Consider the following 3,066-nt stretch of genomic DNA (forward strand, 5'->3'; position numbering starts at 1 on the left):
CTCCTGCTCGTGGCCGTGGCCCGCGCCGTGACGGCGATGACCGCGGAGCCCCCGGTCATCGCCCTCACGACGCGGGCCACGGCCACGGGCAGGAGCAGCAGCTGCCTGGGCAGCCAGTTCCTTGGACGTGACATCGCCCTTGTAGATCCAGACCTTGACACCAATGCGGCCGAACACGGTCTTGGCTTCGAAGAAGCCGTAATCGATGTTGGCACGCAGGGTGTGCAGGGGCACACGACCTTCGCGGTAGAACTCGGTGCGTGACATTTCAGCGCCACCCAAGCGACCAGCACAAGCGACACGGATGCCCTTGACGCTGCCGGTGCGCTGTGCGGACTGCATGGCCTTCTTCATTGCGCGGCGGAATGCCACACGTGAAGTCAGCTGCTCTGCGATGCCCTGGGCAACGAGCTGAGCATCAGCTTCCGGGTTCTTGACTTCCAGGATGTTCAGCTGAACCTGCTTGCCGGTGAGCTTTTCGAGCTCGCCGCGGATGCGGTCTGCTTCTGCTCCACGGCGACCGATGACAATACCGGGGCGTGCGGTGTGGATATCCACACGTACACGGTCACGGGTGCGCTCGATCTCAACCTTGGAAATGCCGGCGCGGTCCATGCCCGTGGACATGAGTGCGCGGATCTGGATGTCTTCTTTTACGAAGTCCTTGTAGCGCTGACCGGGCTTGTTGCTGTCCGCGAACCAGTGTGAACGGTGGTCCGTGGTGATCCCGAGACGGAACCCGTGCGGGTTTACTTTCTGTCCCACTTAGCGAGCCTCCTCTTTCTCGGGTGTAGCGACAACCACGGTGACGTGGCTGGTGCGCTTCTTGATCTGGAATGCACGGCCCTGTGCTCGCGGCTGGAACCGCTTCATGGTGGGGCCTTCATCAACGAAGATTTCGCTGATGTACAGATCATTTTCGTTGAACGCGATGCTGTCGCGATCTGCCAGAACGCGGGCGTTAGCCACTGCGGACTGGACTACCTTGAATACCGGCTCAGAAGCTCCCTGGGGGGCAAACTTCAGAATCGCCAATGCCTCATTCGCCTGCTTGCCACGAATCAGGTTGACGACGCGCCGGGCCTTCATAGGCGTTACGCGCAGATGACGCGCACTTGCCTTGGCTTCCATTGCTATCTCTCTCTCGTCTTTGCCGTATTGACAAGCGCCTAGCGGCGCTTGCCCTTACGGTCGTCCTTGACATGGCCGCGGAATGTCCGCGTGGGGGCGAATTCGCCGAGCTTGTGCCCGACCATCGACTCGGTAACAAACACGGGGATGTGCTTGCGACCGTCATGCACGGCGATCGTGTGACCCAACATATCGGGCACGATCATCGAGCGGCGGGACCAGGTCTTAATTACGTTCTTGGTACCCTTTTCGTTCTCCCGAGCTACCTTTACAAAGAGGTGCTGGTCAACGAAGGGACCCTTCTTCAGGCTACGTGGCATGTCTCCAGGCTCCTATCGCTTGTTCTTGCCAGTACGGCGGCGACGAACAATCAGCTTGTCGCTCTCTTTGTTGGGACGGCGGGTGCGGCCTTCGCGCTTACCGTTCGGGTTGACCGGGTGACGTCCACCGGAGGTCTTGCCTTCACCACCACCATGCGGGTGATCAACAGGGTTCATGACAACACCGCGGACGGTCGGGCGAACGCCCTTCCAGCGCATGCGGCCAGCCTTGCCCCAGTTGATGTTGGACTGCTCAGCGTTGCCAACTTCGCCGACGGTCGCGCGGCAGCGCGCATCGACGTTGCGGATTTCGCCGGAGGGCAGACGCAGCTGGGCGAACTTGCCTTCCTTGGCGACGAGCTGAACCGAAGCACCAGCTGAACGGGCCATCTTGGCACCGCCGCCGGGACGCAGCTCCACAGCGTGGATAACCGTACCCACGGGGATGTTGCGCAACGGAAGGTTGTTGCCAGGCTTGATGTCAGCTGCGGGGCCGGCTTCTACGAAGTCGCCCTGCTTGAGCTTGTTGGGGGCAATGATGTAGCGCTTGGTGCCATCAACGTAGTGCAGGAGGGCAATGCGCGCCGTGCGGTTGGGATCGTACTCGATCTCAGCTACGCGGGCGTTGACGCCATCCTTGTCGTGACGACGGAAGTCAATCAGGCGGTACTGGCGCTTGTGGCCACCACCCTTGTGACGCGTCGTGATACGACCGGTGTTGTTGCGGCCGCCCTTCTTGGGCAGGGGACGGACCAGAGACTTCTCCGGAGTCGACCGCGTGATTTCTGCAAAGTCGGCAACGCTCGAGCCACGACGGCCCGGGGTTGTCGGCTTGTATTTACGGATTGCCATAGTTTATTTCCTCGTTAAAGTGGTCTCCGCTTATGAAAGCGGACCGCCGAAGATGTCGATCGTGCCTTCGCGCAGGGAGACAATGGCGCGCTTGGTGCTCTTGCGCTGTCCCCAGCCGAAACGGGTGCGCTTGCGCTTACCGGCACGGTTGATGGTGTTGATCGAGTCGACCTTGACGGAGAAGATTTTCTCCACGGCCAGCTTGATCTCGGTCTTGTTGGAGCGGGGGTCGACCAGGAAGGTGTACTTGCCTTCGTCGATCAAGCCGTAGCTCTTTTCCGAAACGACGGGTGCAAGCACTACGTCGCGCGGATCCTTGATGGTAACGGCGCTCACTTGCCGTCCTCCTTAATGGTCTGGGCAGCTTCGCCGCCGGCGGGAACAAAGCCTGCGGCCTTGGCGTCCTCTACCGTTGCAAACCAAACTTCAGCCTCAGTGGCCTCGTACCAGCGTGAACCAGGCACGTGGTACTTCATGGAGTCCTTGTTGCCCTTGATGGAGCCTTCGGCACCTGCAGCAGCGGTTTCGGCAACGACGACTTCTTCAACAACCAGGAGGCTGGAAGCGAAAGCTTCAGCAGCGGCACGGCCGGAGACGAAGATCTCGTAGGCTGCCTGGGTGAAAATGATGTCGTCGGAGATCAGTACGTCATAGGTGTTGAGCTGGTCAACGTAGATGACGTGCAGGTTCTCGATGTTGCGAACGCTCAGTGCGGCAACGTCGTTGGCGCGCTCGATGACAACCAGAACGCTCTTGCGTGAGG

6 protein-coding genes are annotated in these 3,066 nt (G+C 60.3%); all 6 read right to left on the minus strand.

The genetic code is table 11. The features are described 5' to 3' along the window. On the minus strand, window positions 1–765 hold a 765-nt coding region (gene rpsC, locus Q1W15_RS24490; RefSeq protein WP_300733870.1), incomplete at its 3' end, for a 30S ribosomal protein S3. Continuing rightward, complete coding sequence (gene rplV, locus Q1W15_RS24495; protein ID WP_300733872.1) at window positions 766–1,131, minus strand: 50S ribosomal protein L22; 366 nt, start codon at window positions 1,129–1,131, stop codon at window positions 766–768. A 38-nt stretch (window positions 1,132–1,169) separates the two neighbouring features. Beyond that, on the minus strand, window positions 1,170–1,451 hold the full coding sequence (rpsS, locus tag Q1W15_RS24500) for a 30S ribosomal protein S19 (RefSeq protein WP_018773666.1): 282 nt from the start codon (window positions 1,449–1,451) through the stop codon (window positions 1,170–1,172). A gap of 12 nt (window positions 1,452–1,463) precedes the next feature. After that, window positions 1,464–2,303 carry a 50S ribosomal protein L2 gene (rplB, locus tag Q1W15_RS24505; protein WP_300733883.1) on the minus strand — a complete coding sequence of 280 codons (840 nt, stop codon included), beginning with the start codon at window positions 2,301–2,303 and terminating at the stop codon, window positions 1,464–1,466. A 30-nt stretch (window positions 2,304–2,333) separates the two neighbouring features. Then, a complete protein-coding gene (gene rplW, locus Q1W15_RS24510) occupies window positions 2,334–2,639 on the minus strand; it encodes a 50S ribosomal protein L23 (protein WP_203312226.1) in 306 nt (101 codons plus the stop codon). Beyond that, on the minus strand, window positions 2,636–3,066 hold a 431-nt coding region (gene rplD / locus Q1W15_RS24515), incomplete at its 5' end, for a 50S ribosomal protein L4 (protein ID WP_300733888.1). The genes rplW and rplD, both read right to left, overlap by 4 nt.

The organism is Pseudomonas sp. (assembly GCF_030150285.1).
Taxonomy (GTDB): Bacteria; Pseudomonadota; Gammaproteobacteria; order Pseudomonadales; family Pseudomonadaceae; genus Aquipseudomonas.

Bases quoted from the DNA above. Each gene is read 5' to 3' on its own strand.
- rplV (WP_300733872.1), bottom strand. From the start codon at position 1,131: ATGGAAGCCAAGGCAAGTGCGCGTCATCTGCGCGTAACGCCTATGAAG.
- rpsS (WP_018773666.1), bottom strand. From the start codon at position 1,451: ATGCCACGTAGCCTGAAGAAGGGTCCCTTCGTTGACCAGCACCTCTTT.
- rplB (WP_300733883.1), bottom strand. From the start codon at position 2,303: ATGGCAATCCGTAAATACAAGCCGACAACCCCGGGCCGTCGTGGCTCG.